This is a genomic window from Kitasatospora sp. NPDC048296 (assembly GCF_043201815.1).
Classification (GTDB): Bacteria; Actinomycetota; Actinomycetes; order Streptomycetales; family Streptomycetaceae; genus Kitasatospora.
Genome location: NZ_JBICZB010000002.1, coordinates 182415 through 209011, shown reverse-complemented (window position 1 = coordinate 209011; position 26597 = coordinate 182415). Strand labels below are relative to the sequence as shown.

Here is a 26597-nt window from a genome sequence, read left to right as displayed (position 1 = left end):
CGGCAGGCGGCAGCGGCAGCGCCGACGGATAGATTGGTGCTCAGCCCAGCAGGGGAAGCGCGGGGAGGGTCAGGAAGTCCGCGAAGTCCTCGGCCAGGGAGACCTGCTCAAAGAGCTGGGCGGCCTCGCGCCAGCGGCCGGCGGCGTAGGCCTCGGCCCCCAGCTCGGTGCGGAGTTCGGCCAGCTCCGCGGCGACCAGGGTGCGGACCAGCTCGGCGGTGGCCTTCTCTCCGGTGTCGGACAGCACGACCCCGTTGTGGATCCACTGCCAGATCTGCGAGCGGGAGATCTCGGCGGTGGCGGCGTCCTCCATCATGTTGAAGATGCCGACCGCGCCGAGCCCGCGCAGCCACGCCTCGATGTAGCGGATGCCGACCTGGACGGCGTTGTGCAGCCCGGCGTGGGTGCAGGTGCCGCCGGCGCCGGCGATGTCGAGCAGTTCGGCCGCGGTGACCGGCTCGGACGGCCCCGGGTTGTCCTTCTGGTTGGGGCGCTCGGCGAGCACCGCGTCGAAGCAGGCGCGGGCGACCGGCACCAGGTCCGGGTGGGCGACCCAGGAGCCGTCGAAGCCGTTGCCGGCCTCGCGGTCCTTGTCCGCCTTGACCTTCTCCAGCGCGGCGGCGTTGACCTCCGGGTCCTTGCGGCTGGGGATGAACGCGGCCATGCCGCCGATCGCGTGGGCCCCGCGCTTGTGGCAGGTCTGCACCAGCAGCCGGGTGTACGCGGCCATGAAGGGCGAGGCCATGGTGACGCTGTTGCGGTCCGGCAGGATGTAGTGCTCGCCGGCGTCCCGGAAGTTCTTGACGATCGAGAACAGGTAGTCCCAGCGCCCGGCGTTGAGGCCGGCCGCGTGGTCGCGCAGCTCGTAGAGGATCTCGTCCATCTCGAAGGCGGCGGTGATGGTCTCGATCAGCACGGTGGCGCGGACCGTGCCGTGCGGGGTGCCGAGTTCGGCCTGGGCGTGGGTGAACACGTCGTTCCACAGCCGGGCTTCGAGGTGGCTCTCGGTCTTCGGCAGGTAGAAGTACGGGCCGGAGTTGGGGTCCTCGGCGCCCTTGGCGAGCAGCCGGGCGGCGTTGTGGAAGAAGTACAGGCCGAAGTCGACGAACGCGCCGGCCACCGGGACGCCGTCGACCAGCAGGTGGTTCTCGTCCAGGTGCCAGCCGCGCGGGCGGACCACGACGGTGGCGAGTTCGGCGGCGGGCTTGAGGGTGTAGGCCTTGCCGGCGGCGCTGGTGAAGTCGATCCGGCCCTCGAAGGCGTCGATCAGGTTGACCTGGCCGCTGACCACGTTCTCCCAGGTCGGGGAGGTGGCGTCCTCGAAGTCGGCGAGCCAGATCTTCGCCCCGGAGTTGAGCGCGTTGATGACCATCTTGCGGTCGGTGGGGCCGGTGATCTCGACCCGGCGGTCCTGGAGGGCGCGCGGCGCCTCGGCGACCTTCCAGTCACCGGCCCGGACGTCGGCGGTCTCCGGCAGGAAGTCCAGCGTGCCGGTACGGGCGATCTCGGCGCGGCGGGTCTTCCGCCTGGCCAGGAGCTCCTGCCGGCGTCCCTCGAAGGCGCGATGGAGGCCGACGACGAAGGCGACCGCCTCCGGGGTGAGCACCTCCTCCGCCCGGTGGACGCGCGGACCGGCGACAGTGACGACCGGAGCGGCGGGGGAGGCGCCGACGGGCCCCTGATCTGCAGCCATGAGCAGGACACTCCTAAGACGGTTGAGCCTGGCGAAGGGAGCTCCGGTGGGAGCCCCCTCGGGAACTTCCTCGATCGTTACCCGCCTGTCGGCGAGTTCGATTCTGTAAGGTGGAGACTAGTTTCCGCGATACAGAATTTCAACGGTTTGTTGAAGAGGTCGCCGGGACTCTACTCCTCCCCGACAGCGAAGGGAACGCCGGTGGTTGCGACCCCCGACACAGCATCGACGACAGGCGCCGACCGCGCGAGCGGCGGCGTGCAGTCCGTCGAACGCGCCTTCCAACTCCTGGAGGCGCTGGCCGACTCCGGCGGCGTGGCCACCCTCAGCGAGCTCTCCACCAGCTCCGGCCTCCCGATGCCGACCATCCACCGACTGGTTCGTACCCTCGTCCAGCAGGGCTATGTCCGCCAGGACACCGCGCGCCGCTACACCCTCGGTCCCCGGCTGATCCGCCTCGGCGAGACGGCCGGCCGCCTGCTCGGCAGCTGGGCCCGCCCCTACCTGGCCGAGCTCATGGAGGCCACCGGCGAGACCGCCAACCTGGCGGTGCTGGAGGGAGGCGAGGTGGTCTACGTCGGGCAGGTGCAGTCGCGGCGCTCGATGCGGATGTTCACCGAGGTCGGACGGCGGGTGCAGCCGCACTGCACCGGCGTCGGCAAGGCGCTGCTCGCCCAGCTCCCCGAGGAGGAGGCGCGCGCGATCCTGGGCCCCAACCCGCTGCCGGCGCACACCGAGTACACCGCCACCGACCCGCAGGAGCTGATGGACCAGCTCACCGAGGCGCGCGAGCGCGGCTACGTGGTCGACGACCAGGAGCAGGAGATCGGCGTCCGCTGCATCGCGCTCGCGGTCCCCGGCGCGCCGACGCCCACCGCGCTCTCGGTGTCCGGCCCGGAGGCCCGGATCCGGGCGCTGGAGGAGCAGGCCGGCGCCTCCTCGCTGGTGCCGGTGATGCGCCAGATCGCGACCCGGCTGGGGCAGGTCCTCGCTCCCTGACATCTCCTCAATAACCGTACTGAGCGCGGGAGATGGATCCAACCTGCCGCCCCGCTCTCGACCTGCCCGCGTCCTGCGGGCCCCGTTCGACGTCCCTCGTTCGACGGACGGGCGGGCGGGTTGCGCCGTGTCGGCGGCCACCGCTGCGCCACCCTGGTGCGGATGTGGCCCGCGACGGCGCGGGCGGCCGCAGCGCGAGGAAACGGTGAGCGGCGATGGAGCGCAGGCAGGGCAGGCGTACGGGGCTTCGGGGCGGATCCGGCGGTGCGGCCCGCAGGTCCGACCGGGCCGCCGGGTTCACGGCGGTCATGGCGGCGGGTTGCGCGCTCGCGGTGCTGACCGCCGGACCGTCCTGGGCCCTGTGGCCCGGTCCCCGGCCCGATCCCCGGTCCGCGCCCCGGACGGACCTACGGGCCGCGCCGCTGAGCCCGGCCACCGTGCCGTCCGACTCCGACCTGGAGGTGGTCCGGCTCGACCCGGAGGCCGCCCCGCCCGGCGGCACCACCACGATCCACGCCTTCGTCGCGAACCGCGGCCCGGACCCCACGGCCTCGCCGTTCACCGTGATCGTCACCCTGCCGGACGGCGTGACACCGGAAGGCCCGTACTTCCCCGCGAACTGCGAGGAGCTGGGGGGCGGCCAGCGGGTGCGATGCGTCTTCGAGCCCGGGCTGAAGGAGCGGCGCAGCGCGACCGCGCTCGTCCCGGTGCGGCTCTCCCCCGGCCTGCCGACGGGCACGCTGACCGGCGGGTCGGTCGCGGTGCACAGTCCGGACGACCGGGACGAACGCAACAACCGGCAGCCGTTCGACCTCACAGTGGTCGAGACGGCTGCCGGTTCCTGAGAGCGGCTAGTTCCGGGGGTACGTGCGCCACGTACGCCGCGCACGGCGTGCGATTAACTGCAGATGCGATCAGCGGTAGACGCGCACGTAGTCGGCGGAGAAGGTGATCGGCGTGTTGCCCTGCGGCGCGGGGTGGTACTTGCCCGCGCACACCGAGAGGTTGAGGATCAGGTACGCCGACCAGTTGGCGCCGACGCCCTTGCCGTCCGAGAACACCTTGACGCCGTTGACGTACCAGTCGACCGAGTTGGCGCCGTAGTAGGTGCCGATGGTCACCCACTGGTCCTTCGCGATGGCGTTCGCGTCGGTGTAGTAGTCGGAGTTGCCGGGGTTGACGTGGTTGGTCAGCTCCAGCAGGTTCGGGTTGTCGGGGTGGTACTCGAAGGAATCGACCTCCCCGTTTCCGTTCTTCCACGTCCACAGGGCCGGCCAGGCACCGGTGCCGGAAGGCAGCTTGACCCGGGTCTCGGCATAGTCACCGGTCTTGACCTGGAAGCCCTCGGCGGAGCCCTCGGTGGTCAGGAAGCCGGTGTTCCAGGACTGCTGGCCGTTCTCCAGCGTGGGCCCGCCGGGGGTGGCGGTGAAGGTGGCGACTCCGTTCGCGACGGTGACGTCGTTCTTGTTCAGCCAGTCGAGCTTGTTGTCGTCCGGGTTGTGGTTGCCGTACTTGTACGAGGTGCTCTTGTCGCCGACCCAGCGCTGACCCCAGTTGATCGGGCCGTTGAACTCGTCGGACCAGGTCAGCGACTTGCCGGCGATCGGGGAGGACGGCGCCGGGGTGCTCGGGCTCGCGGTGGCGCTCAGGGTACCGGTCGGCGACGGCGCGGTGGTCGGGGAGGAGGTGGTCGTCGGGGACGGGGTGGTCGTCGGCGACGGGGTGGTCGTCGGGGACGGGGTGGTCGTCGGCGACGGAGTGGCGGTCGGGGCCGGCTTCGCACTGAGGGTGGCGGTCGGGGCCGGCTTCGCACTGAGGGTGGCCGTCGGGGCCGGCTTCGCACTGAGGGTGGCCGTCGGGGCCGGGGCCGGCGTCGACGTACCGGCGGCGGAGACCACCAGCTGCTGCGAGGGCAGGTTGTGCCAGGTGTTGCCGAAGTCCTGCCAGAAGCCGAACTGGGTGTACGTCCCGGCGGACAGGGTGCGCGCGCCGCTGGTGAAGTTGACCCCGCTCGGGCAGATCTGCAGGTTGGTGGCGTTGCCGGGGAAGTCGAGGTTGGTGCCGCGGGCGTCGCGCACACCGACGCCGACGGTCTTGGCGACGAAGCAGGAGGAGGAGTGCAGGCCGAGCGAGGCGGTGGTGGCCTTGCCCGCGACCATGGTGGCGGGGGTGAGCCGGTCCTGGGTGACGGTCGGGCCGGTGGCAGCCTGAGCACCGGAGACGGACGGCAGTCCGAGCAGGCCGGCACCGCTGACGGCGAGCGCCCCGGTGGCGGCGAGGGCCGCGTTGCGGCCGCGGTGGGACGGACGGGCGTGGCGCGGCGCGCGGCGGCGGCGGGCAGGCTGGTGCATGGGAGTCCTCTGCGACGCCTGCGAGGTGAGCTGTCGGATTCGGGCTGCAGTTGCCCGGCCGCCTGTGGAGCGGCTTCACCCCTAGCCGCGGCCCGCGCGCGAGAACGCACGGGCCGGGCGCTGACCTTGGTTCCCCCGCTCCCGTCCGCTGTGGTGCTCGGTTACCCGCCGGCGGGTGGACAGGACTCGGCGTCCCGGCGGCGGGGTCCGCAAGGGCGGACGACCGTTGCAGGCTAGGCAGGCCGTCCCTGAACGGACAACTCCGTCGGGCCGGTTGTCGCACAGCTCACAGTGGTGTCGATCAACGACGGTGTGTGGTGGCCGAGTTGATCAAAAGCGCCGGTCAGACACGGCGATCGAGCACGGCGATCGAGCGCGCCGAACAAGCACGGCGATCAGCCGGAGCAGAGCTCGCCGCTGCCGAAACGGGTGCGGCGGGCGACGCCCACGTGCCGGTCACACACCGCGACGGGTGGCGCGGTGGCGGACAGTGCCGTGGCGCGGGGCCGCCCAAGTCGGCCGGGTCGGATAAATTGGAGCCCTGACGTTTTCCGCCGTGCACAAGTACCCGAGCCCGATCCGCACGACCCGTACAACCTGCACCGCCTGTACGACCTGCACGCCCCGCACGGTCCGCCCCACACTCTCGAAAAGAGGTCCCGCCCCGCCATGACCGCGTCCCTGCCCGCCTTCGCCGGCCGTACCTACGTCTTCCGGGCCGACAACGGCGCGGCCTTCCGCAACACCTACTCGGCCGACGGCAAGCGGCTGCGCTGGGAGGGCCTCGGCGAGTCGGCGGGCCAGTGGGAGGACGTGCTGCTGCACGTCGCCGAGGTCGCGCCTGAGATCTACTTCGTCAGCTGGACGGAGCAGAGCGGGATCACCGTCAGCCACGTCATGGACCTCAACAAGCTGACCGTGCGGGCCTTCTGGACCTTCGAGGGCGAGGGCGGCCGGGTCGGGCAGCTGCACGCCGGGACGCTGGAGCGGGTGGCCTGAGCCAGGCTGAGCGTGAACTGAACCCCCGGAGCCGGCAGCTCCGGGGGTTCAATTTCAGGCTCAGGTTCTCGGTCCGTCCGGCGTCAGACGGCCTGGTTCGGCACCTTGAGGTGGTCGGACAGCCACTCCAGCGAGGACGGCAGCAACGCGCTCCAGGTCTCGAAGTTGTGACCGCCGTTCTCCAGCATGCTGTAGGAGACCTTCATTGGGCTGTGCGCCGCGTCGATGAAGGCCTCGGTGTCCTGCCGGTAGTTCCCGTCGCCCTTCTTGGTACCGGCCAGCAGCACGGAGACCTTCGGCTGGGGCATGTTCTTCAGCCGCCACATCAGGTTGGCCTCGTCGCGGCGCTGCTTGCTGCCGCCGAAGAGGTCGCCGGTGGTCGGGTCGTCGGCGGCGTCGTAGTAGGCCGACAGGGCGACGGCGGTCGGGAAGATATCCGGGTGGCGCATGGCCAGCTTGAGCGCGCAGTAGCCACCGGTCGAGTTGCCCATGAAGGCCCACGCCTGCGGGTCGGCCGAGACCCGGAAGCTCGCCTGGATCGCCGAGGGGACGTCCTTGCTGAAGTAGGTGTCGGACTGGGCACCGTTCGGGATGTCCTCGCACTCGGTGTCCTGCGGCAGGGCGGGCGAGGGGCGCATCAGGACCATGACCGTCGGCTGCATCCGGCCCTCCTGCAGCAGCTTGAGCGCGGCACCCGGGTAGTTGAACCGGGTGATCAGGTTCTCGGCGATCCCGGGGAAACCGGTGCTGACGATCACGGCCGGGAACTGCTTCTGCGCGTACTCGGGCTGGAAGTACTGGGGCGGCAGGTAGACGTAGCCCTCGGTGGACAGCTTGCTGGCCTTGCCGTCGATCCGGACCTTGCGGATCTCACCGGACTGACTGGGCTCGCGGCCCAGCGCTCCCCCGCCCTGCACCGAGGCGTGGCCGATGGTCTCGACCATGAGACGGCCGGCGGCGTCCGCCTTGTTGTGGATCACCACCGGGCCGGTGCTGCCGGTGCCCAGCAGGTCGTCCCAGCTGCTGTAGAAGGCGAAGTAGTTGTTCGCCACCAGACCGAGCGCGGCGAGCACGGTGAACTGGGTGGCGAGCAGCGCTCCGATCCGGCCGAAAACCGCCTGCCAGGACTTCTTGGCGAGTCTGGGCCACAGCCAGACCGTGCCGGCCATCATCACGACGGCGATCAATATGGCCAGCGCCAGCACCTTGTGGCTCGTCAGACCCATGTCCTACTTGCTCCCACGCCTCGAACTCCCCGCCCCCTCCGTTCAGGACATCCGAGGAGGTCACCCCGGTTCCCCCGCCGGGGTGCGCGATCACCAACCCTAGCGGGAGCTGGGAGAAAGCTGACCGCTGCCCGACAGTCAGCGGGGAGCGGGCGGGGAGTCTGCTGGGAACACCGACGGGGAACAGATGACAGCGTTCAGATTTCAGATAACAGATGACAGATGACAGATTTCGAAATCTGTCATCTGAGCGCTGAACGCTGAACCCCGTCGGCCGCCGGCCGAGCCCCCGCTACTCCCCACCCACCCGCACCCAGAGCCCCAGCCCCGCCGTGAGCTCACGCATGCAGCGGGCGCCGAGCTCCTGCGGGGAGCCCGGGCCGGTCACAGGGGCGTCCGAGGAGGCCCACTGCTCCAGGGCCACCCGGATCGCCGCCGTCGCCGCAGCGGCGGCCAGTCGAAGCTCCAGCGGGTCGGTGTCGACCGGGCAGCGGTCGGCCAGAACCGTCCGCAGCCGCTCCTCCGAGCCCGCATGGACCCGCTGCCAGGTGCCGTCCAGCCTCGGGTCGCGCAGCAGGCTGCGGGTCCAGTGCATCGCCTCGACCGCCGCGTCGTCGGCCGGGGTCAGCGACGCGACCGCCGAGCGCTCCAGCGCCTCGTGCAGCGACAGGTCCGCCGCGCTCTCCGCCAGCAGGTCCACCCAGCGCTGCCCGCCGGCCGCGAGCAGCGGCGCGACGGCGTCCTCCTTGACCGAGAAGTAGCGGTAGAAGGTGCGCAGCGAGATGCCTGCGGCGAGGGCGATCTCCTCCGCGGTGGTCGCCTCGGCCCCCTGCTCGGCGAAGAGCGCGGCGGCGGTGCGGGCGATCTCCAGCCGGGTGGCTTCACGGCGGCGCTGGGTCAGGGAGGGGCGTCCGGTCACAAGGGCCAGCGTACGCAGTCGCCCCAGTTGATGACACATCGCGACGGAAAGTCACATCGAGACTTGTTGGCACGTCGTGCCACATAGGCGTACCGTGTCGCTTGAGGTCGAGAGACCACGAACGAACGGAGTACCACCATGGAGCGCTTCAGCGGACGGAACGTCCTGATCACCGGCGGCGGCTCTGGCATCGGCCAGGCGACCGTGCACCGGATCCTCGCCGAGGGCGGGAGGGTCGTCGCCGTCGACGTCAACGAGGACGGCCTGAAGAAGACCCTGGACCGCGCGACCGCCGACGGCACCGCGGACCGTCTGACCATCCAGGTCCTGGACATCTCGGACGAGGCCGCGGTCGTATCCGGCGTGGCCGAGGCGATCGCGGCGCTCGGCGGCGGCCTGGACGTGCTGGTCAACGCGGCCGGCATCCTCCGCTCCTCGCACACCCACAAGACCACCCTGGAGTTCTGGAACAAGCTCCTCGCGGTGAATCTGACCGGCACCTTCCTGATGACCCGCGAGGCGCTCCCCGCGCTGCTGGCGACCGGCAAGGGCGTGGTGGTCAACTTCAGCTCGACCTCCGCGAGCTTCGCCCACCCCTACATGGCCGCGTACGCCGCGACCAAGGGCGGCATCCAGTCCTTCACCCATGCGATCGCCTCGGAGTACTCGAAGCAGGGCCTGCGCGCGGTCTGCGTCGCGCCGGGCAGCATCGACAGCGGCATGACCAACAACCCCGGTCTGCCCGCCGACGCCGACTTCAGCCTGCTCGCCAAGCTCTCCCCCGCCATCGGCCAGGGCTTCGCGGGTCCGGAGACGGTGGCCGGCGTGATCGCCATGCTGGCCTCCGACGACGGCGCCTTCGTCACCGGCACCGAGCTGCGGATCGACGGCGGCACCCACATGTGACCCGCCGGTCCGGCGGACGACACGACGGGGCCTGTGCCTTCCCCCGTACGGCACAGGCCCCGTCGCGCGTACGCCGGCCAGTCAGGCCGGCAGCTTCGCCGTCAGGCGGCTTCACCGTCAGCAGTTCGCGGCCGCCCCCGTCGGCCGGCGGTTCGCCGGGCTCCGCGAGCGGGGCGAAGTCGTGGCGGCGGTGGAGTGCGAGGGCGGGTTCGTCGCTTCGGAGCACGGCGAGGCGCAGCACCCGGCCAGGGCGTACGGCGGCCACCGCAGGGACGTGCGGCGCCTCCGTCAGTCTCCGTCAGCCGGTGCGGGCCGGGCCTGACCGCCGGGCGGCAGCGCGCCCTGCCGGGCGTCGCGGCGGGCGGCGAGGGCGTTGCCCACCGCGGCGACGGCGGACCCGACCAGCAGGAAGGCCACCGTCATCAGGAAGCACGCCCCCGCGACCCGGCGGTAGCCGCCGTGCCGGGCGGGGTCGAGGAAGGGGTACGGGTACCAGTCGACGGCGTGGCCGCGAGTCAGCACGTACACCAGGTAGACCAGCGGGAACGCCAGCCAGCTGAGCACCACCGTCGGGCGGATGCGCTGGACGGGCGGGTCGATCAGCCAGTCGGCGAGCACCACGAGCGGTATCGCACGGTGGACCACGTCGTCCACCCACGGGATCACCAGCACCGCGGGGTACTTCGCCAGCAGCGTGCCGTAGGCCAGGCCGGTGATCGCCAGGTAGAGCACCACCGCCCCGCGCACCGCGTCCGGCACGGGCCGACGGCCGGTCAGTCCGGCCCAGCCGCCGTAGCCCAGGACTGCCATCCCGGCGAGGTTGCCGAGGTTGGTGAAGTAGCTGAAGAAGTTCACCACCCCCGTGACAGCGGTCGCCGCGTGGTAGCCGGAGAAGCAGAGCGCGACGGCGAGGAAGGCCGCGACAGCGAGCCGGGCGGGAGCGAGCCACGAGTGCATCGTCGGGACCGCCTCTCTGGGGCGTGGTCCGGCAGGGCTTACTCGGATTCAAACCCCGCCGAGCGGACTCGGCCACAGGAGGGAGCGCCCCGCGGGCCTCGGACGGTCTCGGAGGGCCCGGACGGTCTCAAGAGGTGCGCCAGTCGACGGCCAGGGCCGCGGCCGGGTTGGCGACCAGCAACCGCTCGGGCAGCTCGGGCCCGAAACCGCGGGCCAGCCGCGGGGCCAGGTCGGTGAGCAGCCGGGCGGGGCCGCCGCCCTCGCGGGCCGTCCGGGTGGTGGTGTCGGCGCCGAGCAGCAGCTGGTCGGCGTGGCCCGCCTCGACCAGGTCGGCAATCACGTCGAAGGCCTGGAGGTCGGCGGGGTGGCCGATCCGGGAGGGGCTGTCCAGGGCGAGGAACACGCCCTCTGCGGCCAGGCTGCGGTGCAGCGTCCGGTCGGCGAAGCGGGTGAGGTGGCCGAGGATGATCCGGTCGGGGCGGACTCCGTACCGTCCGTGGAGCTGGCGCAGGACACCGTGCGGGTCGCCATCGGGTTCGAGGTGGACGGCGATCGGGGCGCCGGTGGCGTGGTGCGCCTCGGCGGCGGCGGCCATCGTCCGGCGGGTGTGCCCGGTCCGGGGGCCCGCGTCGTCGGCGATCTTGATCAGGCCGGGCCGGACGCCCTCGGGCGCGCCGGGGAGTCCGGTGGTGAGCTCGGAGACGAAGCGCTCGGCGAGGTCGGCGTACGGGGCGGTGCGGTCGCCTGCGTCGTCGCCGGGGGCGGGGAAGCGGCCCTGGGGGTAGTGGGCCGTCTGGTGCGCGCCGGTGGCGGCGACGATGTGGACGCCGGTCGTGCGGGACAGCCCGGCGAGGGCGTCCGCGCCGCGGCCCATGCCCCACGGGGTCCACTGGACGAGGGTGCGGCCGCCGGCGGCGGCGTAGGCGCGCAGGACGTCCTCGGCGGCGGCCGGGTCGTCCAGCTCCTGGCCGGGGAACCGGGGGCTGCGGATGAACAGGTGGTCGTGGGCGTCGGTGACGCCCAGCTCGGCGGGGACGAGGTCGCCCAGGACGGTCCGGACCGTGCGGGTGGTGCCGGCTGTGGTGGTCATCGCCGACCCTCTGAACCGTCAGTGCCCTCTGTGCCCTCGGTGCCCTCCGCGTTCGCTGCGGGGGCGTCGGCCGGGGCGTCGGCCAGGGTGTCGGCCGCCGCCAAGGTGGCGGTGGCGACCCGGAGGCCCGCCAGGGTCTTGGGAACGCCGACGTAGGGGGCCAGGTGCACCAGGACCTCGGTGATCTCCTCCCTCGTCATCCCGATCCGCAGGCTGTTGCGCACGTGGTCGGCGAGCTGCGGCTCGACGCCGCCGAGGGCGGTGAGCGCGGCCAGGTTGGCGATCTGGCGGTCGCGCAGGGCGAGGCCGGGGCGCTGGTAGGTGCCGCCGAAGAGGCTGGTGACGATCCAGTCGGGGAAGCCGGGGGCGAGGCCGTCCAGACCGCCGAGGGTGGCGGCGGCGACCGGGCCGGCGAGCTCGGCGAGCAGGGCGTAGCCGGCTTCGCGGTCGAGCGGGGCGGGCGTGAGGTCGGCGGGTGCGAGCTCGGTGGGGGTCATAACGGTGGCCTGGGCGGTGGGCATGGCAGTGGGCATGGCGGTGGTGGGTCCTTTCACCAGTGGCGACCGGTCGGCAGCCGGTCGAGTTCGGGGCGGGACAGGTGCAGCACCTGGTAGCGGGTACCGGGCTCGTCCTCAGGGGCCGGGCCGTGCCAGAGGGCGAACCTGAGCAACTCCCAGCGGCTCGGGTCCACGGCGACGGCGGCGGTGTGCAAGGCGGGGTGGGCGGGCAGTTCGGCGAGGGCCCGCTCGACGGCCGCGGCCGGGTCGGCGGTCTCCGGGAGTCGTACGGTCACGCGGGTGGCGCTGGTCGGGGCGGCGGTACGGGAGCCCTCGGCGAGTCCCGCGCCGAGCCAGTGGTGGACGGCGGGGCGGCCGAAGTCGGCACTCAGTCCGCGGAAGCCAGGGCCCCAGAGGAAGCTGTTCATGCCCTCGGCGGTGTGCCAGAGGTAGAACGGCGCGTACTGGTTGACCGGCGAGCCGTCCCGGCCGCGCTCGCGGACCAGGTAGGCCTTGAGGCCGAGGCCGGGGTGGGCGTCGAGCAGGTGGCCCTTGTCGGCGACGCGTTTGCGGATGACGCCCATGTCGTAGTCGGCGGGGAGGGTGATCTCGTACTGCATGGCGTGCACGGCGGGGCTCCTCGGGGTGGTCTTCGGGCGGACCTCGGGCGATGCGGCTCCGGCTCGTGCGGCCGGTTCGTCGTGACTGTCCGGCGTCAGGCCCGACGGTGCGCACCGAGCAGGCCGAGGGCGCCTCGGATGGCCTGCTCGAAGGGCTCGGCGCTGTTCGAGGCGCGGGCCAGTACGTAGCCGCCCTGGACGACGGCGACCACGGCGGCGGCGGTGTCCGCCGGGTGGAGGCCGGGGGCGAACTCTCCGTTCGCCTGGCCCTCGGCGACCAGGTCGGCGATCCGGCCGCGAAGCCAGTCGAAGGTCTCCTCGACCGGGGCGCGCAGCTGCGGGTCGGCGATGACGTCCGGGTCCTGCGCCATCCGGCCGATCCGGCAGCCGCGCAGCACCTCGCGGTCGCGGTGCAGGTAGGCGGCGATGCGGTCGTAGGCGCTGCCGGGGACGGCGAGGTCCGCCTCGGCGATGCCGCGCATCTGCTCGGCGCTGCGGCGCAGGGCGGCGGCGGCGAGGTCGGGCTTGCCGGCGAAGTGGTGGTACATGCTGCCCTGGCCGACCCCGGAACGCTGCTGGATGGCCTTGGGGCTGGTGCCGACGTAGCCGCGCTCCCAGAGGAGGGACTGGGTGCTCTCGATGAGGCGGTCCTGAGTGCTCATGTGGATCACTGTACATACCAGTAGGTACAGAGCGCCAGGGATTTCCCACCCGGGGACTCCGAATGCCGGAAATGATTGAGGGCCGTGCGCCGCCCCCCGGCGGCCACGGCCCCTCGACCGTTCGTCATCCCCCGTGCCGGCAAGGGGCATTCCGCCACGGCCGGTGGCGCGCGTCACGTCACGCACGGTGGCAGACGCCACCCCGGGCAGGGGTGCGCGGCGCATGCGCGGGCGGGTGGGCGCTCGGGGGCGGCTCGGGAGTGGCTCGGGGGCGGCTCGGGGCAGGCCGGGGCGGGACTACCCGGCGTCACTCACGCCAAGGGCGGCCTGGCGGAGCGCAGTTCGCGGCGGGGCTCGGGGCGAGGGCTTGATCGGCCGCTGACGGCTGGCAAGATGTCCGGCATGAGCTACCTCGCCTCGGATGACCGCTATGCCTCGATGACCTACCGGAAGGCCGGCCGCAGCGGTGTGCAGTTGCCCGCCGTCTCGCTCGGACTCTGGCACAACTTCGGAGACGCCCAGCCGCTGGAGGTGCAGCGGGCGGTGCTGCGCCGGGCCTTCGACCGGGGCGTCACCCACTTCGACCTGGCGAACAACTACGGCCCGCCGTACGGCAGCGCGGAGCGCAACTTCGGCTACCTGTTCGCCCAGGACTTCCGGCCGTACCGGGACGAGATGTTCATCGCGACCAAGGCCGGCTGGGACATGTGGCCCGGCCCGTACGGCAACGGCGGCAGTCGCAAGTACCTGCTGGCCAGCCTGGACCAGTCACTGGGACGGATGGGGCTGGACTACGTCGACGTCTTCTACTCGCACCGCTACGACCCGGACACCCCGATCGAGGAGACGATGGGGGCACTGGACAGCGCGGTGCGCTCGGGCAAGGCGCTGTACGCGGCGATCTCCAACTACCCGGCGGAGCAGCACCGGGAGGCGGTGGCGATCCTGCGTGAGCTGGGGACGCCGGTGCTGATGAACCAGTCGGCGTACTCGATCCTCAACCGGCACGTGGAGGAGGCCGGCGTGCTGGACGCGGTGAGCGACACCCAGACCAGCCTGATCGCCTATTCGCCGCTCGCCCAGGGACTGTTGACCGATCGCTACCTCTCCGGCGAGGTGCCGGCCGGGTCCCGGATGTCGGTCGGGAAGTTCCTGACCGAGGAGGTGCTGACCGGGCCGAAGCTGGAGCAGCTGCGGGCCCTGAACAAGGTCGCCGAGGGGCGTGGGCAGACCCTGGCGCAGCTGGCGCTGTGCTGGGTGCTGCGGGACCCGCGGGTGGTCTCGGTGATCATCGGGGCGAGCAGCGTGGCCCAGCTGGACCAGAACCTCGACGCGCTGGCCGGCGGGCCGCTGACGGAGGCGGAGCTGGCGGAGATCGACCGGCTGAGCCGCTGAGGCGGACGGCGTCGAGCGGCCGACAGCCAACAGCTGACAGATTTCGAAATCTGTCAGCTGTTGGCTGTTAGCTGTCATCTGCAATCCGTCGACTGCCCGACGTCACCCACGGACCGGATCAGCCGGCCGGGGTGTACTTGTAGCCGACCCGACGGACCGTCACGATCGTGTCCCGGTAGGCCGGTCCGAGCTTTCGGCGCAGCCGGGCGACATGCACGTCGACCGTGCGTCCGTCCCCGACGTGGCCGTAGCCCCAGACCGCCGAGACCAGGTGGTCCCGGGTGTGCACCCGCTGCGGGTGCTCGGTGAGGTGGGCCAGCAGCTCGAACTCCAGGTAGGTGAGGTCGAGCGGCCGCCCGTCGACGTAGGCGTTGCGCCGCTCGGTGTCGACGGTGATCCCGCGTCCGGCCGAACGGACCGGCCGTCCGGCATTCGAGACGCTGCCCGAGACGGCGGGCCCGGAAACCCCCGAGGGCGGAGCCACCGGGCTCTCGGTCGGCACCAGAACCAGGTACCCGACCATCGGGTGGCCCGCCGCACCGCCGGCCTGCGGCCCGTACTGGGCGAGCAGCCCCTGCGGCAGCACGCCCTGCGGCAGGGCGGCGACGACGGTCGCCCCCTCCGGCAGCGCGGCCAGCAGCGAGGCGGGCACCGGCGGGACGACCGCCCCGGGCTTCGGTACGGCGGCGGGGGCGACCGAGGGAACGGACGCGACAGGCGGAACCGAGGGAACGGGCGAGAGGGAGGGAACGGAGCGGACCGCGCGCAGATGCGGGGTCGCGGTGTGCAGGGGCAGGGTGGCCGTGGAGGAAGAAGACATGGTGTGCCGCTCATTTCGCGCGTGACGGACGGGGTGGAGTCGTCTGCGCGTCGACCGGGCGTACTGCCGTTGCTGGACCGGACCGAACCGGGTTCAGCGGGCGGAGAGCCGGGACGCGCTGGGCGAGCCCGGACACGTCTGATCGAACAGGTGCGGCTGCCGGGACGGCCAGAACGGCTCAAGGTCGAGGCGACCCTGTCGGCTGTCCACGGCGCGACGCGCGCGCCCGTCCCACCGTCCGGTCCGCGGACCCGCGCACATCGCGGGAGCCGACCCGGTCGGACGGGGACGGCCGGCGACGCCGGGGGCAGGGTTGGGGCAGACGATGTTCACTGGTGGTTTCTCCGCGGGGCGGGGCCGGTTGGTCGGCCGCGGGCGCGCCGGAGGGGCGGTCCGCTACGGCCTGGTCGACGGGGGTCGGCGGTGCGTCGGGCGGCGGCCGGGTGGGCCGGAGCTGCCGGGGGACGTACCGGGACGGGGTGAGGCCGTCAGCGACAACAGGCGCTGCAGATCAGCGCGTGGTCGATGTAACGGCGAACGGTGAGCACCGGCATGACGGGGCCGGGCACGGTGGTGGTGCGTCGCCGACCGACAGTCATCCCCATTGCCCTCCCCCTTCGTTCTGCCCGGCGACGCACCGCTGCCGATGCGTGCCGACGGTGCCGCGTCGGATCGTCGAAGACCTGGTCACCGGTCGGCAACACCCGTACGAACGGGGCGTTTCCGACCTTCCCGACGGCATGGCCGGGGCGGCCTTCGTCCACAGAGCCTTCCACGCCCGAGCCGGTCTAGGCAACCTCCAACGCGTCGACCGTCCGGAATGTGGACGCCCTAATGAGACACCGGGCAGGCCAAGGAGCCTTGACCAGCAGTGTTCGGCGGACGGTCAGGCCCTGACGGTCAGGCCGGGGTGGTCAGGCCCCGGACGGTCAGACCAGGGCTGTCAGGCCGGGGCTGTCAGGCCCGCGAGGGAGCCCGACGACGGAGGGCTGCCGCATGCTCGACCAGGGCGACCAGCAGCTCCTTCCCGTCCTCCCGCAGCCGCGCGTCGCACAGCAGCACCGGGATCTCCGGGTCGAGGTCGAGGGCGTCCCGGACCTCGTCGGGAGTGAAGCGTTCGGTGCCCTCGAAGCAGTTGACCGCGACGACGAACGGGATGCCGCGCTGCTCGAAGAAGTCGACCGAGGGGAAGCAGTCGGCCAGCCGCCGGGTGTCGGCGAGCACCACTGCGCCGAGCGCACCGCGCGCCAACTCGTCCCAGACGAACCAGAACCGGTCCTGCCCGGGGGTGCCGAACAGGTAGAGCGCGAGGCCGGGCCGCAGGTCGATCCGGCCGAAGTCCATGGCCACCGTGGTGGTGCGCTTCTCCTCGACGCCCGAGGTGTCGTCCACCGGGCGGCCCAGCTCGCTGAGCTCCTCTTCGGTGCGCAGTGGCCGGATCTCGCTGACCGCGCCGACCAGGGTGGTCTTGCCCGCGCCGAACCCGCCCGCGACCAGGATCTTCACCGCGACGGCCGGACCGCCGCGCCACTGCGGGTCGTTGGCGTTCCCGCGCGGCGTCGAGGACGGGCCCGCAGGGGTGTGGTCAGAGCGCACGGAGTCCATTGATCACGTCTCGCAGCAGGCGCTCGTCCGGCAGCTCGGCGAGCGGAACGGGTCGGGTGACGCTGATCAGGTCGGCGTCATAGAGGTCGCCGAGCAGGACGCGCACGACGCTGACCGGCAGGTCGGTGTAGGAGCCGAGCTCGGCGACGGACAGCGGATCGTGGCGGCACCAGGCCAGCAGGGTCTGGTGCTCCGGGTCGAGGACGTGCGCGGGCACGGCCCCCGCGTCCGGCCCGGGGTCCTTGGCGGTGATCAGCGAGATCAGGTCGAACAAGCCCTCCTCGACCGGCCGGGTGCGGCCCCGGGTCATCGAGTAGAGCCGCACCACGGGGCCGGCCTCGTCGTCGAACCAGCGGTCGTCGGCCGGGGTGCGCGGCCGGAACAGGTCGACGTCGGGTCCGCCCGGGGTCGCCTGCTCCTCGTCGGTGGGCTCGGCCGAGTCCACCGACACCTGGGGGCCGTCGAGCGTCTCCGGCCCGTCGAGCGTCTCCGGCCCGTCGAGCGCCTCGGGGCCGTCAAGCACCCCGGGGCGCTCCGGCCCGTCCGCCTTCGGATCCGCCATCGGACCGCTCAGCTCCTCGGCGCGGCGGCTTCGGTGCGCGGCTCGGCGGCCATGTGCTCGCCGACCCGCTTGACCAGCAGGGCCATCTCGTAGGCGATCTGGCCGATGTCCGCCTCGGCCTCGCTCAGCACGGCCAGGCAACTACCGTCGCCGGCGGCCGTGATGAACAGGAAGGCCTCGTCCAGCTCGACCATGGTCTGCCGGACCCCGCCGACCTTGAAGTGCCCGCCGGTGCCCTTGGCCAGGCTGTGAAACCCGGCAGCGACGGCGGCGAGGTGCTCGGCGTCCTCCCGGTCGAGGTCGCGGGAGGCGCCGGTGGCCAGGCCGTCGCTGGAGAGGATCACCGCGTGCCGAAGGGCCGCGACGCGTCCCACCAGGTCATCCAGGAGCCAGTTGAGGTCGCCGGACGGCTGCGTCGAAGTGGTCATGAATCAGTTCCTTCCGCTGGAGCGGGTGGTGCAGGCGATGCGGGTGTTACAGGTGTTACGGGTGATGCCGGTACTGCGGATGCTTCGGGCGCCTTGGGTACTGCAGGTACTGCGGGTACTGCGGGTACTGCAGGTACTGCGGGTGCCACTGGTGTTACGGGCGAGGCGGGCGCAGGGTTCCGCCGCACCGGCTGCCCGGCCGGCACCCGGCGGGCGAGCGGCGCCCGGCCGGCGTCCTCGGGGGCGGGCGCGGGCAGCGCCGCCGGGGCGGGTGCCGGGCTGATCGCCCGTCGGGACAGGTCCGGCGGCTGCCAGGCGGGTACGGCCGTGGGCCGGGCACCTGATGCGGTGGAACGATCCTGCACACTGCGGTCCTGGGCGGCGCGATCGGCCGGCCCGCCGGCGCCGCGCCCGCGGGTGAAGCCACGCTGGAACGACGCGAAGGTGGCCCGGGCCTCCTCCGGCGAGCGCTCCCGCGACTCCCGGAGCTCCCGGACGTCACCCGAGGCGCCGGCCGACCCGGCCTCCCGAGCCGCGCCGTCCTCGGGCGCGGCCTCGGAACGGAGCCGCTCCTTCGCCTGCTCCCTGAGCTGCGGCGCGAGGTTCGCCTGCCGGACCCTTCGCGGCAGACCGCCCGGCGTCCGCGGCGCGGCAGCCACCGGGGCAGCGGCCACCGTCACGGCGCCCGCGGTCACGGCATCCGCGGACGCGACGTCCACCGGCACGGCGTCCATCGGCACGGCATCCGCCGGCACGGCCGTCGGAGCGTCGGCGACCGTCAGCACGTCCTCGGCCGCCGCCACGTCCCGCCGGTGCCGCCCCGTGGCCGGAGCGCCCTCGACGTCCGGTGCCGGCGCGGGCACCAGCACCGGCCCGGACTTGGACCGCGCCGCCCGGCGCGGCAGCCCGTTGGCCGTACGCCCCGCCTCGGGCGCCGACGGGCGCGGCCCGCCGCTCACCCGGTGCCGCCCGCCCGCAGCGGCCGGAGGCTCAGCGGCGGACGCCGAGGCGTCGCCCGGCACTGCGACCAGGTCGCGCTGCCCGCGCCGCCCCGCTACCGTCCGTCCCGCCGCCGCCCGCTTCGGCGCACGGACGGCCGCGGCCCCGGCGGCTCCCTGGGCAGGCGGTTCCGGCAGCCCGTCCGGTGCCTCCGCCAGCAGCTCGCGCGGGATCAGCACCACCGCCGTTGTCCCCCCGTAGGGCGAGGGTCGCAGGTGGACCCGGATGCCGTGTCGCCGGGCGAGCCGGCTGACCACGAACAGTCCCAGCCGGTCGGTGTCGGCGAGATCGAACTCCTGCTCCACTGCGAGGCGTTCGTTGATCTCGGCGAGCAGCTGCCCGCTCAGTCCGAGTCCGCGGTCGTCGATCTCCAGCGCGAAGCCGTGCGCCACCACCTCGCCCTGGACGGTGACTTGGGTGGCCGGCGGGGAGAACACCGCGGCGTTCTCGACGAGTTCGGCGATCAGGTGGGTCACGTCGGCGACGGCGCTGCCGAGCAGGCCGGTGCCAGGGAAGGGCCGGACGATCACCCGGGCGTAGTCCTCGACCTCGCCGACCGCCGCGCGGACCACGTCCACCATCCGGACCGGCTTGCGCCAGGCGCGCCCGGGCGAGCCGCCGGCCAGGATGATCAGGCCTTCGGCGTGCCGGCGCATGCGGGTGGTGAGGTGGTCGACCTTGAAGAGGTCCTCCAGCTCCGCCGGGTCCTCGGTGCGGCGTTCCATGGTGTCGAGCAGGGTGAGCTGCCGGTGCAGCAGCACCTGGCTGCGCCGGGCCAGGTTGACGAACACCGCCGAGACGCCGCGCCGCAGTTCGGCCTGTTCCACGGCGGCTTCCACGGCGGCCCGCTGGACCGCGTTGATGGCCTGGCCGACCTGCCCGATCTCGGCCTGACCGAAGTGCAGTTCGGGCGCCTCGACGGCCACGTCCACCGGCTCGCCTCGGCGCAGCCGCAGCATGACGGACGGCAGTCGGGTGGTCGCCAGTTCGTTGGCGGCGTTGCGCAGGCCGATCAGCTCGCGGGCGAGGCCCCGGCCGATCCGGAAGGAGATCAGGATGGTCAGGACGACGGCGACCAGGCCGATCGCGCCGGCGATGCCGCCGCTCCAGAGCGCCGCGATCGCGGTGGACCGCCCGCGCTCGTCCAGGCCTGCGGCGATCCGGGAGTTGATCGAGGCGAGGTCGCCGAGCGAACGGTCGGCGGTCTGCCGCCAGTTGTCGCCGTTGAGCGCCCAGGCCACCCGGTCGGGACCGCCGGCACCGACGAAGTCCGCCTCGGCGCGGGCCAGCGCTCCCCAGGCCTCGCCGCCGCGCAGGGCGATGTAGTCGGACTGGTCGGCGGGTTCGAGTTCGGCGATGTAGACGGTGAAGAGCGCCTGCTGGTTGTGCAGGGCGTCCAGCGCTACCTGGTACTGCTCGGCGGTGGGCTTGGAGGCGCCGGAGCGCAGGCCCTCCATGGCCGCGTCCTCCTGCGAGAGGTACTCGCGGGCACGCACCAGCTCGATCAGGATGGTTCCCTGGCGCGGGAGTTGGCCGCTCTGCCGGGCGACATAGGCGGACCGGAAGCCGAACACCGGCCGGACCAGGTCGCTGTACTGCCCGAGCGCGAACTCCCAGTTGAGCGCGAGGCGGCCGATCTGGGCGCGCAGCGGGGCGATCTGGTCGGCAGCGGCGATGATCTGCACCAGGCGGGCCCGCTGGGCGGCGGAGAGTTCGCCGTGGGCGCCGTCCTTCTTCTGCCGCAGTACGGTGAGGCTGCGGTCGGTGGCGGCCGCGGCGTGCTCGAAGGCGTCCCGGGCGACCGGCGAGTTCGGGTCGGCCAGGCGCTGGACCGCGGCCCGGCGCTCGTCCTGCAGGTCGCTCGCGTACTGGTCGACCGCGGCACCGTAGTCCTTGTACGTACGGCTGATCGTCAGCTGGTTCCAGGCGTCCCCGGTGGTGGCGAGCGTCGCGTACACCCACAGGGCGGCGAGCGCGACGATGGGCACCAGGAGCAGCGCGATGATCTTCGCGCGGATCGAGCTGCTGCGCAAACGCATGGAGTCCTCGGTCGGGAAGTGCCAGGCGCGGACGGGGAGCGGGGAAGCGGTGTGAGCGGGGTGCGGAGGGTTCGGCGGGCTCGGGCGGGTTCGGCGGACGTGCGAAGTGGGGCTCGGACGGACTTTGCGGAGGTATGGGAAGGAAGCTGCGGAGGGCTCCCGGCCTCGGGTCTGCGAGACTCTACTACGCCGTGACCACACGTTCGAGGGTCGAACCACTCCACTTCCCCACCTTGCCCAGGACACGTCAGGAGCCGCCCGCGCTCGCGCCCGTCCCACACTCGGGTCTCGAACGAATCCTGGACGGATCCCGGACGGATCCCGGACGGATCCCGGACGTTTCCGACCCGGATCGCGCCCGGATCGTCCACCGGCACCCCGAATGCCCAGGTCACACCGTGCGCGCATCAACTCCCCGAATCCTCCCCCTCACCTCCCCGATCACGACACCATCCGAGCGGACCCGTGCCGATCTCGTCGCGTCACCGCCACAACCCTGGGCAGTGACAGGACGATCCGATAGTTTCGCTCCACCCCGGTGCCCGTCTGCCGGGACCGAAGGACAGCGCCGCGAGACGCGAACTGGGGAGGACTGTGCGCGAGTTCACCACGCCCGCCCCGCCCGGGCGCGAGGCCAGCGGAGGACTCGCCGACTCCCTGTACGACACCGCCGAACGCACGCCCGAGCTGCTCCAGCTGTCCTGGCGGACCGGCGACGGGCGGTGGCAGGACGTCACCGCGCGGGAGTTCCGGGACCAGGTGCTCGCCCTCGCGAAGGGCCTGCTGACCCGTGGCGTGCGCTACGGCGACCGGGTCGCCCTGATGTCCCGCACCCGCTACGAGTGGACGCTGTTCGACTACGCGCTCTGGTCGATCGGCGCGATCACCGTCCCGGTCTACCCCACCGCCGCAGCCGAGCAGGTGCGCTGGATCCTCGCCGAGACCCAGGCGGTGGCCTGCCTGGTCGAGGACGAGGACGCCGCGATGACCGTCGGCGCGGTCTGCGACGCGCTGCCCGACCTGACCGGCATCTGGCAGCTCGACCGCGACTGCGTCGCCGCGATCACCGAGGACGGCCTGGACGTACCCGACGCGCTGGTGCACCGCCAACGGCTCGGCGTCGCCGCCGCCAACATCGCCACCGTCGTCTACACCTCGGGCACCACCGGCCGGCCCAAGGGCTGCCTGATCACCCACGGCAACCTGGCCGCCGAGGCCGACGCGCTGCTCGACGGCTGGGGAGACGTCTTCCGCGACACCGGCGGCGGCCAGCCCTCGACCCTGCTGTTCCTGCCGCTCGCGCACGTCTACGGGCGGGCCGTGCAGATCGCGGCGGTCCGCGGCGGCTTCCGGATCGGCCACATCCCCGAGGTCTCCACCAACGCGCTGCTGCCCGCCCTGGAGACCTTCCGGCCGACCTTCCTGCACGCCGTGCCGTACGTCTTCGAGAAGATCTTCCAGCAGGCCAGACGCGCCGCCGAGGAGGGCGGGCGGGGCGAGCTCTTCGAGCAGGCCCGGCAGGTGGCCGTCGACTGGGCAGCCGCCCGGGAGCAGAAGGCCTTCGGCCGCGGCCCCGGCCCGGGCGCCGCGCTGCGGCTGCGCCACCTCGCCTACGAGCGGACCGTCTACCCCAAGCTGCGCGCCGCACTCGGCGGCCGGGTACGCAGCGTGATGTGCGGCGGGTCCTCGCTGCGGCGCGAGTTGGGCCTGTTCTTCACCGGCGCGGGGCTCCAACTGTACGAGGGCTACGGGCTGACCGAGACCACTGCCGCGATCACCGCCAACCCGGCCGGACGGCAGAAGCTCGGCACGGTCGGCCAGCCGGTGCCGGGCGCCTCGGTGGCGATCGCCGACGACGGCGAGGTGTGGGTGCGCGGCGGCTCGGTGTTCGGCGGCTACCTCAACCACCCGCAGTGCACGGCGGAATCGCTGGTGGACGGCTGGTTCGCCACCGGCGACCTGGGCCGGCTGGACGGCGACGGCTACCTCACCATCACCGGGCGCAAGAAGGACCTGATCGTCACCAGCAGCGGCAAGAACCTCGCCCCGACCGCGCTGGAGGAGCGGGTCGAGGCACACCCGCTGGTCTCCCAGTGCCTGGTGGTGGGCGACGACCGCCCGTACGTGGCCGCGCTGATCACCCTCGACCCGGCCGCACTGGCGCACTGGTTGAAGACCCACGGGCGGGAGCAGCTGGACCCGTGGACGGCGCTCGCGGACGAGCAGTTGCACGTCGAGATCCAGCGCGCGGTGGCGGCGGCGAACACGGCGGTATCGCGGGCCGAGTCGATCCGCGCCTTCCGGCTGCTGCCACGGGAGTTCAGTCTGGAACAGGGGCTGCTGACGCCCTCGCTCAAGCTGCGGCGGGCGGCGATCGCGGAGCACTACGCGGAGGACATCGAGGAGTTGTACCACTCCTGAACCGCGCTGGGCCCACAGCTGCCCTCCCCCAACCTCGCGGACTGGGGCAGCATCCCCGGCTGGAGCTGCACCGGCGGCCCGGCCGAGGCGGCCGTCACCACCACCGCCCCGCACTCCGGGAACTCCGCGCTCACCGTGACCCCGGCGGACGCCGACTCCACCGGTGAATGCGCGCAGACCGTCGCCGTCCAACCCGACACCACGTACACCGCGTCGGCCTGGGTGCGCGGCAACTTCGTCTACCTGGGTGCCACGGGCACCGGCCGGGACGTCGCCCCTGTCTGGACCGAGACCACCGGCGGCGGCTGGCAGCAGCTGACCACCCGCTTCACCACCGGCCCGAACGCCCGCAGCATCCGGCTGTACGTGCACGGCTGGTACCAGCAGGGGCCGTTCTCGGTGGACGACGTGCGGGTCGACGGCCCGGCGCCCGCCCCGGCGGTGGCGCGGGGCTCGATCCCGACCAGCGACAAGGTCGTCTTCTTCACCGTGGACGACGGCTGGCAGCGCACCCCCGAGGCGGAGCGGTTCATCGCCGACCACCACCTGCCGATCACCGCCTTCCCACTGCCGATGCCGGCCGGCACCGACCCGGACTTCTTCAAGCGGGTCACCGCCGTACCCGGCTCCTCGATCCAGGACCACAGCGTCTCGCACTCCGACCTCAGCAAGCTTCCGCTGGAGCAGCAGCAGGTCGAGATCTGCGACGCCCGCGACGCGATGACCCGCCTGTTCGGCACCGCGCCCGTGGTGTTCCGTCCGCCGTCCTTCGCCTGGAACGCCGACACCCTGCAGGCCGCGGCCAACTGCGGCATCCGCACCGTGCTGACCGCTGACGCCGACTTCAGCTGGGGCGCCTCCAACATCTGGCACCCGGGCCCGCTGCAGCCGGGTGACGTCGTGCTGATGCACTGGACCGACACCCTCGCCACTGACCTGCCGCGCGCCCTCGCCGCCGCGGACGCCGCCGGGCTGAAGCCGGCGGGGCTGGTGGACTACCTGCGCTGACGTGGCGTCGGGTCGGGTCGGGTCGGGTCGGGTCGGCGGGACAATGGGCCGGCGAGCTGCCGAGTTCCGGGGTTCCCGGGGTTCCCGGGCCGACAGATGACGGATGACAGCGGACAGATTTCATCATCTGAAATCTGTCCGCTGTCATCTGACCGCCGTCCGCCGTCCGCAGCTCGCCCTCGCCCGTTCGCCGCACCCGCTCGCGCCGAGATCGACGGCGCGGTCCACGGCGGTGCCCGCTCCCCTCCGGGCAGCGATCTTGCTCGTTGACAGGGCGTCCGCGGCATGGCTCTAATGGGGGCGTGCAGCGCGGCGTCGGCCACAGAGCAGTGGGCCGGCCGGCAGCCGAGCCAGCACCTGATGCCCAAGGGGACGATGCGCGATGAGTACTTTCTCCGCTGCCCTGATCTGACGTAGGCGGTCGCCGCGGTGTCCGCCCGTTCTCGCGTGGTACCGCGTGTGGCCGCGACTCCCTCGAAGTCTCCGGAGACTCCACCACACACGTATGCCTGACTTCTCCAACCCCGCCAATTCCTTCAATCTGAGCGTCATCGACGAGTTCCGCGCCAACGGCGGCCGGGTCGGCGGCCCCTTCGAGGGCGGCGACCTGCTGTTGCTGACCACCACCGGGGCCCTCACCGGGCGGCCGCACACCGTCCCGCTCGGGTACGTCCGGGCCGAGGGGCTGCTGCTGGTCGTCGCCTCGGCGGCCGGGGCGCCGGAACACCCGCAGTGGTACCGCAATCTGCTGGCCCACCCGGTGGTCCGGGTCGAGCTCGGCACCGACACCTTCGACGCGATCGCCGTACCCACCGAAGGCGCCCGCCGGGAGCGGCTGTTCGCCGCAGTCGTCCGGTCGGCACCCGGGTACGGCGACTACCAGGCGCACACCGAGCGCGAGTTGCCGGTGGTCGTCCTGGAGCGACCCGAGGCACCGGCCGATGCCCCCCGCGAGGTGCACAGCCTCGCCGACAAGCTGCTGGAAGCGCACACCTGGCTGCGCGCGCAGCTACGTCACATCCGGGACGAGGCGCAGGCCCACTCCCCCGGCCGCCCGGTCTGGCTCGGCCTGCAACTGCGGCAGCACTGCCTGGCGTTCTGTCAGGGGCTGACGCACCACCACACCGGCGAGGACGCCGCGATCTTCCCGGCTCTCGCCCGCAGCCACCCGGAGCTCGCCGAGGTGCTGGAGCGGCTCGGCGAGCAGCACGGGGAGATCAAGCGGATCAAGGAGCAGCTGGTGGCGCTGCTGGCCGGGATCACGGTCGCCGAGTCCGAGCTGCTCCGAGCCGAGCTGGACCGGATGTCGGCCGAGCTGGAGGCGCACCTCGACTACGAGGAGGCCGAGTTGCTGCCCGCTCTCGCCGGGATCCCCTTCCCACCGGTCCGGCCCGCCCCGGCCGGCGGCTGACGCGGCGGTGCCGCCGTCCCCTCCCGAGCTGTGGGAGGGGCCGGCGGCACCGCTGCTGCCTCGCGCACCTGACGGAGCGCTGGAGCCGGGCCTCAGGACTGGCTGAAGACCGGCAGGTAGCCGTTGGCCTGGCCGTCCGCGTTCGGGTGGTAGCTCTCGTCGATCGGCAGCGTGGTGCTGTGCAGCCAGGTGTCCAGCGACCCGCAGATCTCGTGCCCGGAGAAGATGTCACGCACGTCACCGAAGGTGAAACCCGCGTTGGCGACCTGCTTGGCGATGACGCCGTCCAGCGTGTCGGCGGCCTCGTTGATGGCGGCGCGCTTGGTGTCACCGATGCCGAAGATGCAGGAGCCGTCGAGCTGGTACAGGTGCGGGTAGCCCATCACCACGACGTGGGCGTTCGGCGCCTTGGCCCGGATCGCGGAGTAGACCTGGTCCAGTTGGCCGGGCAGGGTGTTGACGGCGTAGTTCTCGGCCGTGCTGACGGCGTTGAGGCAGTCGCTGTCGCTTCCCAGCACACAGGTCTGCATGGTGCTGGAGAACCCGGCATCGTTGCCGCCGATCGTGAGGCTGACCAGCGTGGTGCCGGAGTTCACGGCGGAGATCTGGCTGTTGAGGACGTCGCCGGTTCTGGCGCCCGAACAGGCCACGAAGGAGAAGGAGGACGGGGAGTTCGCGTTGGTCCACAGGTAGGCGTAGGCGTTGGTGCTGCGCTTGCAGCTACCGCTGTCGCTCAGATAGCTGCCGGCACCGACACCGGCCGAGTAGGAGTCGCCGAGGGCCACGTAGTTGACACCGGCCGCGTTGGCGGAGGACGCCGTGAAGAGCGTCGTCAGCGTGAGGAGCGCGGCTGTCGCGGCGACGGACAGGGCACGAACAGGGCGGAGCATTGGACCTCCTGGTGATGGCGTGGGTCATCGATCGGATGCCGGACGGCAGCCGAGCACCGGACAACGGGACCGGTGTTCCGCTGGATCGCCTGGCGGAACG

Annotated in this window: 23 protein-coding genes and 1 riboswitch; of the genes, 8 read left to right on the top strand and 15 right to left on the bottom strand. The window is 72.4% G+C overall.

The window, feature by feature from the left end; genetic code table 11:
* Positions 1 to 40: 40 nt before the first annotated feature.
* Complete coding sequence (gene aceB, locus ACGF12_RS02675; protein WP_393024417.1) at positions 41 to 1693, bottom strand: malate synthase A; 1653 nt, start codon at positions 1691 to 1693, stop codon at positions 41 to 43.
* A 201-nt stretch (positions 1694 to 1894) separates the two neighbouring features.
* Here aceB and ACGF12_RS02670 point away from each other — a divergent pair, with 201 nt between their 5' ends.
* Positions 1895 to 2692: an IclR family transcriptional regulator gene (locus tag ACGF12_RS02670; protein WP_393024414.1), complete on the top strand. Its 798-nt coding sequence runs from the start codon at positions 1895 to 1897 to the stop codon at positions 2690 to 2692.
* Positions 2693 to 2907: 215 nt separating this feature from the next.
* Entirely contained in the window at positions 2908 to 3537 is a 630-nt protein-coding gene (locus tag ACGF12_RS02665; protein ID WP_393024411.1) for a hypothetical protein, read from the top strand.
* 69 nt (positions 3538 to 3606) lie between these two features.
* On the opposite strand, the gene ACGF12_RS02660 is transcribed toward ACGF12_RS02665, so the two are convergent.
* Positions 3607 to 5043, bottom strand: a complete 1437-nt coding sequence (locus ACGF12_RS02660) for a hypothetical protein (RefSeq protein ID WP_393024408.1) — start codon at positions 5041 to 5043, stop codon at positions 3607 to 3609.
* A gap of 2 nt (positions 5044 to 5045) precedes the next feature.
* A riboswitch (cyclic di-AMP (ydaO/yuaA leader) is annotated at positions 5046 to 5209 on the bottom strand.
* Between the two features lie 503 nt (positions 5210 to 5712).
* On the opposite strand from ACGF12_RS02660, the gene ACGF12_RS02655 reads away from it, so the two are divergent.
* On the top strand, positions 5713 to 6042 hold the full coding sequence (locus ACGF12_RS02655; protein ID WP_387626166.1) for a MoaF N-terminal domain-containing protein: 330 nt from the start codon (positions 5713 to 5715) through the stop codon (positions 6040 to 6042).
* A gap of 83 nt (positions 6043 to 6125) precedes the next feature.
* Here the strand turns inward: ACGF12_RS02655 and ACGF12_RS02650 are convergent, their stop codons facing one another.
* A complete protein-coding gene (locus tag ACGF12_RS02650; RefSeq protein ID WP_393024404.1) occupies positions 6126 to 7268 on the bottom strand; it encodes an alpha/beta hydrolase in 1143 nt (380 codons plus the stop codon).
* 292 nt (positions 7269 to 7560) lie between these two features.
* Positions 7561 to 8187 (bottom strand): TetR family transcriptional regulator, encoded by a 627-nt coding sequence (locus ACGF12_RS02645; RefSeq protein ID WP_393024401.1) that lies wholly within the window; start codon positions 8185 to 8187, stop codon positions 7561 to 7563.
* Positions 8188 to 8325: 138 nt separating this feature from the next.
* On the opposite strand from ACGF12_RS02645, the gene ACGF12_RS02640 reads away from it, so the two are divergent.
* Positions 8326 to 9093 carry an SDR family NAD(P)-dependent oxidoreductase gene (locus ACGF12_RS02640; RefSeq protein ID WP_393024398.1) on the top strand — a complete coding sequence of 256 codons (768 nt, stop codon included), beginning with the start codon at positions 8326 to 8328 and terminating at the stop codon, positions 9091 to 9093.
* 288 nt (positions 9094 to 9381) lie between these two features.
* Here the strand turns inward: ACGF12_RS02640 and ACGF12_RS02635 are convergent, their stop codons facing one another.
* The 5 genes from ACGF12_RS02635 to ACGF12_RS02615 all read right to left on the bottom strand — a co-directional run bounded on the left by ACGF12_RS02635 (position 9382) and on the right by ACGF12_RS02615 (position 12919).
* On the bottom strand, positions 9382 to 10050 hold the full coding sequence (locus ACGF12_RS02635; RefSeq protein WP_393024395.1) for a Pr6Pr family membrane protein: 669 nt from the start codon (positions 10048 to 10050) through the stop codon (positions 9382 to 9384).
* Between the two features lie 127 nt (positions 10051 to 10177).
* Positions 10178 to 11140: a phosphotriesterase gene (locus ACGF12_RS02630; RefSeq protein ID WP_393024392.1), complete on the bottom strand. Its 963-nt coding sequence runs from the start codon at positions 11138 to 11140 to the stop codon at positions 10178 to 10180.
* Positions 11137 to 11673 (bottom strand): carboxymuconolactone decarboxylase family protein, encoded by a 537-nt coding sequence (locus ACGF12_RS02625; protein WP_393024388.1) that lies wholly within the window; start codon positions 11671 to 11673, stop codon positions 11137 to 11139. The genes ACGF12_RS02630 and ACGF12_RS02625 overlap by 4 nt, the downstream gene beginning before the upstream one ends.
* 17 nt (positions 11674 to 11690) lie before the next feature.
* On the bottom strand, positions 11691 to 12266 hold the full coding sequence (locus ACGF12_RS02620; protein ID WP_393024386.1) for a DUF4865 family protein: 576 nt from the start codon (positions 12264 to 12266) through the stop codon (positions 11691 to 11693).
* Between the two features lie 86 nt (positions 12267 to 12352).
* Positions 12353 to 12919, bottom strand: coding sequence for a TetR/AcrR family transcriptional regulator (locus ACGF12_RS02615; protein ID WP_393024383.1), 567 nt, complete (start codon positions 12917 to 12919; stop codon positions 12353 to 12355).
* 402 nt (positions 12920 to 13321) lie between these two features.
* Between ACGF12_RS02615 and ACGF12_RS02610 the strand changes: the two genes are divergently transcribed.
* Positions 13322 to 14314 carry an aldo/keto reductase gene (locus ACGF12_RS02610; RefSeq protein WP_393024380.1) on the top strand — a complete coding sequence of 331 codons (993 nt, stop codon included), beginning with the start codon at positions 13322 to 13324 and terminating at the stop codon, positions 14312 to 14314.
* 118 nt (positions 14315 to 14432) lie between these two features.
* Here ACGF12_RS02610 and ACGF12_RS02605 read toward each other — a convergent pair whose 3' ends face one another.
* The 5 genes from ACGF12_RS02605 to ACGF12_RS02585 form a co-directional block, all read right to left on the bottom strand.
* Positions 14433 to 15134 carry a winged helix-turn-helix domain-containing protein gene (locus ACGF12_RS02605; RefSeq protein WP_393024377.1) on the bottom strand — a complete coding sequence of 234 codons (702 nt, stop codon included), beginning with the start codon at positions 15132 to 15134 and terminating at the stop codon, positions 14433 to 14435.
* 957 nt (positions 15135 to 16091) lie between these two features.
* Complete coding sequence (locus tag ACGF12_RS02600; RefSeq protein WP_393024374.1) at positions 16092 to 16739, bottom strand: ATP/GTP-binding protein; 648 nt, start codon at positions 16737 to 16739, stop codon at positions 16092 to 16094.
* Complete coding sequence (locus ACGF12_RS02595; protein ID WP_393024649.1) at positions 16720 to 17190, bottom strand: DUF742 domain-containing protein; 471 nt, start codon at positions 17188 to 17190, stop codon at positions 16720 to 16722. Before ACGF12_RS02595 ends, ACGF12_RS02600 begins: the two co-directional genes overlap by 20 nt.
* Before the next feature lie 119 nt (positions 17191 to 17309).
* A complete protein-coding gene (locus ACGF12_RS02590) occupies positions 17310 to 17729 on the bottom strand; it encodes a roadblock/LC7 domain-containing protein (RefSeq protein WP_393024371.1) in 420 nt (139 codons plus the stop codon).
* Positions 17726 to 20767 (bottom strand): nitrate- and nitrite sensing domain-containing protein, encoded by a 3042-nt coding sequence (locus tag ACGF12_RS02585; RefSeq protein WP_393024368.1) that lies wholly within the window; start codon positions 20765 to 20767, stop codon positions 17726 to 17728. The genes ACGF12_RS02590 and ACGF12_RS02585 overlap by 4 nt, the downstream gene beginning before the upstream one ends.
* Before the next feature lie 594 nt (positions 20768 to 21361).
* Between ACGF12_RS02585 and ACGF12_RS02580 the strand changes: the two genes are divergently transcribed.
* From ACGF12_RS02580 to ACGF12_RS02570, 3 genes are all read left to right on the top strand, one after another.
* Positions 21362 to 23188 (top strand): AMP-dependent synthetase/ligase, encoded by a 1827-nt coding sequence (locus tag ACGF12_RS02580; RefSeq protein ID WP_393024365.1) that lies wholly within the window; start codon positions 21362 to 21364, stop codon positions 23186 to 23188.
* A 6-nt stretch (positions 23189 to 23194) separates the two neighbouring features.
* Positions 23195 to 24196 (top strand): polysaccharide deacetylase family protein, encoded by a 1002-nt coding sequence (locus ACGF12_RS02575; protein WP_393024646.1) that lies wholly within the window; start codon positions 23195 to 23197, stop codon positions 24194 to 24196.
* A 505-nt stretch (positions 24197 to 24701) separates the two neighbouring features.
* Positions 24702 to 25607 (top strand): nitroreductase/quinone reductase family protein, encoded by a 906-nt coding sequence (locus ACGF12_RS02570; protein ID WP_393024362.1) that lies wholly within the window; start codon positions 24702 to 24704, stop codon positions 25605 to 25607.
* Between the two features lie 92 nt (positions 25608 to 25699).
* Here the strand turns inward: ACGF12_RS02570 and ACGF12_RS02565 are convergent, their stop codons facing one another.
* Positions 25700 to 26497, bottom strand: coding sequence for an SGNH/GDSL hydrolase family protein (locus ACGF12_RS02565; protein WP_393024360.1), 798 nt, complete (start codon positions 26495 to 26497; stop codon positions 25700 to 25702).
* Between the last annotated feature and the right edge of the window lie 100 nt (positions 26498 to 26597).

Bases quoted from the DNA above. Each gene is read 5' to 3' on its own strand.
- ACGF12_RS02570 (WP_393024362.1), top strand. From the start codon at position 24,702: ATGCCTGACTTCTCCAACCCCGCCAATTCCTTCAATCTGAGCGTCATC.
- ACGF12_RS02650 (WP_393024404.1), bottom strand. From the start codon at position 7,268: ATGGGTCTGACGAGCCACAAGGTGCTGGCGCTGGCCATATTGATCGCC.
- ACGF12_RS02610 (WP_393024380.1), top strand. From the start codon at position 13,322: ATGAGCTACCTCGCCTCGGATGACCGCTATGCCTCGATGACCTACCGG.
- ACGF12_RS02585 (WP_393024368.1), bottom strand. From the start codon at position 20,767: ATGCGTTTGCGCAGCAGCTCGATCCGCGCGAAGATCATCGCGCTGCTC.
- aceB (WP_393024417.1), bottom strand. From the start codon at position 1,693: ATGGCTGCAGATCAGGGGCCCGTCGGCGCCTCCCCCGCCGCTCCGGTC.
- ACGF12_RS02615 (WP_393024383.1), bottom strand. From the start codon at position 12,919: ATGAGCACTCAGGACCGCCTCATCGAGAGCACCCAGTCCCTCCTCTGG.
- ACGF12_RS02605 (WP_393024377.1), bottom strand. From the start codon at position 15,134: ATGTCTTCTTCCTCCACGGCCACCCTGCCCCTGCACACCGCGACCCCG.
- ACGF12_RS02565 (WP_393024360.1), bottom strand. From the start codon at position 26,497: ATGCTCCGCCCTGTTCGTGCCCTGTCCGTCGCCGCGACAGCCGCGCTC.
- ACGF12_RS02655 (WP_387626166.1), top strand. From the start codon at position 5,713: ATGACCGCGTCCCTGCCCGCCTTCGCCGGCCGTACCTACGTCTTCCGG.
- ACGF12_RS02625 (WP_393024388.1), bottom strand. From the start codon at position 11,673: ATGCCCACTGCCATGCCCACCGCCCAGGCCACCGTTATGACCCCCACC.
- ACGF12_RS02635 (WP_393024395.1), bottom strand. From the start codon at position 10,050: ATGCACTCGTGGCTCGCTCCCGCCCGGCTCGCTGTCGCGGCCTTCCTC.
- ACGF12_RS02590 (WP_393024371.1), bottom strand. From the start codon at position 17,729: ATGACCACTTCGACGCAGCCGTCCGGCGACCTCAACTGGCTCCTGGAT.
- ACGF12_RS02665 (WP_393024411.1), top strand. From the start codon at position 2,908: ATGGAGCGCAGGCAGGGCAGGCGTACGGGGCTTCGGGGCGGATCCGGC.
- ACGF12_RS02640 (WP_393024398.1), top strand. From the start codon at position 8,326: ATGGAGCGCTTCAGCGGACGGAACGTCCTGATCACCGGCGGCGGCTCT.
- ACGF12_RS02660 (WP_393024408.1), bottom strand. From the start codon at position 5,043: ATGCACCAGCCTGCCCGCCGCCGCCGCGCGCCGCGCCACGCCCGTCCG.
- ACGF12_RS02630 (WP_393024392.1), bottom strand. From the start codon at position 11,140: ATGACCACCACAGCCGGCACCACCCGCACGGTCCGGACCGTCCTGGGC.
- ACGF12_RS02600 (WP_393024374.1), bottom strand. From the start codon at position 16,739: ATGGACTCCGTGCGCTCTGACCACACCCCTGCGGGCCCGTCCTCGACG.